The organism is Candidatus Planktophila sp., from assembly GCF_040402315.1.
Taxonomy (GTDB): domain Bacteria; phylum Actinomycetota; class Actinomycetes; order Nanopelagicales; family Nanopelagicaceae; genus Planktophila.
In genome coordinates this window covers 4,069-6,467 of sequence record NZ_JBBAMU010000037.1, presented here as the reverse complement: position 1 = coordinate 6,467, position 2,399 = coordinate 4,069, and the positions used below count along the sequence as shown (strand labels likewise).

Below are 2,399 nucleotides of genomic sequence, written 5' to 3'. Positions count from 1 at the left end.
GGAATCGTGATTTCGATATCTTGGTCTGCACCACCATTGTTGAGAGCGGACTCGATATAGCCAATGCAAATACTTTGATTGTTGAACGCTCTGAAAACTTCGGACTCTCCCAGTTGCATCAACTACGTGGTCGAGTAGGTCGCGGGCGAGAGCGCGCATATGCCTACTTCCTCTATCCACCAGATCAGCCACTTTCAGAAATTGCACTGGACCGATTGAAAACAATTGCAACGAACACGGATTTAGGTTCTGGAATGCGAGTGGCGCTGAAAGACCTAGAGATTCGTGGTGCTGGCAATCTGCTCGGCGGAGAGCAATCAGGACATATTGCAGATGTCGGTTTTGATTTATATATGCGCATGGTGGGTGAAGCGGTCAATGAATATAAGACTGGCTTTATTGAAACTGAAGAGAAGAACCACGAATGCAAAGTTGAACTCCCCGTTAATGCCCATCTATCTGAAAGCTATGTGCCAGGTGAAAGGCTAAGACTCGATCTTTACCGGCGCCTTGCTGATGTGCGCAATGATGCTGAGGTTCAATCGATTCAAGAAGAACTTGTAGATCGATTCGGGGAGCCACCCCATGAGGCAATCTCGCTGCTGCGAGTTGCGCAATTACGAGCATTTGCAAAATCTCTCGGTGTGCGCGAGGTTGTGGCAGCCGGTAAGTACCTGCGCATTTCACCATTGACTCTGCCCGAATCAAAACAACTCAGACTCAACCGGCTTTTTCCGGGCTCGCTCTATAAATCAGCATCAAATACGGTGATGATCGCCATTCCTCGTGCTGCAGCCTGGACACCAACGGCGCAAGGCTCGGCAGTCATAGGGGATACTTCTCTCTTGGAATGGGCTGCAAAATCCCTGGATGATGTAACGAAAGAGAGCACCTCGTGAAGAAGTTTCTTACCGTGATTGCTGTTGTCTGCGCACTTGCTCTGACAGGTTGCGGAAAGGCAGATACTGCCGCATCGATTGGCGATATCACCATCACGCAGGCACAGGCGCAATCAAAGATTGATGAGCTCTTAGTAGAGCGGGCAAAGATTGATACTGCAGAGAGTCAATTTGAAACTGGGAACGCACTTAACCGAAGCCAACTTCGCTTCACAATTATTACAACAGTATTTGATGAAATTGCGAAAGAGCTAAAAATCACTGTGTCAGCCACAGAACTTGAGAACTCTCGCCAAGGCATTTATAGCCAAATCGGTGGAGAGGCTGAACTTTCCAAGAGTTTAGTAGCAGCACAGATTGCACCATCGAATTTTGATCGCTATTTACGAGCTACTATCATTTCAAATAAATTATCGGGTGCTCTTGCCATGGGTGGAGTTGCCGAAGCAGATATTCAGGCAAAGATCAGTGAACTTCTTCAGAAAAAAGCGGAGCAACTCAATGTCACGGTCAATCCTCGTTATGGCGTGTGGGATATCGCATCAGGTGATTTAATTCTGGAAGACGCTGCCGGTTCAGCTGTAGTTCCTTCAGATAAGTAACGCTTATGTCACAGTCAGAACTTCAACGCCTGGTTGAGGTAATGGACCGCCTTCGTTCACCAGGTGGCTGTGCTTGGGATGCTGAACAAACTCACGAATCGCTCATCAAGTATCTGCTGGAAGAATCATATGAATTCATCGATGCCATTGAGACTGATGATCGCGCCGGGATGCGGGAAGAACTTGGCGATGTATTACTTCAGGTCTATTTCCATTCTCGTATAGCCCAAGATCATCCGAGTGATCCCTTCTCCATCGAAGATGTAGCAAGAGCTATTGCAGATAAGTTAATCAGTCGCCACCCGCATGTCTTTGACAATCTGGAAGTTAGTGGCACTACTGAGATTATTGAAAACTGGGAGGCAATTAAGGCAAGAGAGAAAGGGCGCACCTCTGCCATCGATGGCATTGCGATGTCTCAGCCCGCACTGCCACTAGTTTCTAAGATTTTCTATCGCGCTGAAAAATACGGAGTTGAATTAGAGCTTGCCGGCTACACCACTGAAGAAGAGGCCAATGAAAGCGCCGTTGGCGCGGCACTTGCTTCAGTCATTGGCTGGGCACATGCCAATGGCATCGATCCTGAGAATGCCTTACGGGCGCAGGCTCGAAAGATGATTGCCGAAATTCTTGCGAAGGAGCAATCAGGCTCGCGATAGGATTACCTCCTGCCCTCAACGTCGAGCGCTCAATCGACAGATTTTCTATAACAGGAGAGACCACATGGCAATTATCGAAGCAATCGGCGCTCGCGAAATTCTAGATTCTCGCGGAAATCCAACAGTTGAGGTTGAGATTCAACTCGAAGATGGAACTCAAGCACGAGCTGCAGTACCAAGTGGTGCATCTACCGGAGCATTTGAAGCAGCAGAGCTACGAGATGGCGATAAGAAGCGCT

Annotated in this window: 3 protein-coding genes and 1 pseudogene; all 4 read left to right on the top strand. The window is 48.2% G+C overall.

What is annotated here, in order from left to right; translation table 11 throughout:
* Positions 1-899 (top strand): TRCF domain-containing protein (locus AC9UEP_RS05460; RefSeq protein ID WP_509544841.1); only part of this gene is annotated, 899 nt, incomplete at its 5' end.
* The gene (locus AC9UEP_RS05455; protein WP_509544838.1) at positions 896-1,501 is read left to right on the top strand and encodes a SurA N-terminal domain-containing protein; all 606 of its coding nucleotides are present in this window, start codon (positions 896-898) and stop codon (positions 1,499-1,501) included. The genes AC9UEP_RS05460 and AC9UEP_RS05455, both read left to right, overlap by 4 nt.
* Positions 1,502-1,506: 5 nt before the next feature.
* Entirely contained in the window at positions 1,507-2,160 is a 654-nt protein-coding gene (locus tag AC9UEP_RS05450) for a nucleoside triphosphate pyrophosphohydrolase (RefSeq protein WP_509544835.1), read from the top strand.
* A gap of 64 nt (positions 2,161-2,224) precedes the next feature.
* Positions 2,225-2,399: pseudogene (gene eno / locus AC9UEP_RS05445) on the top strand (phosphopyruvate hydratase); the annotation flags it as partial.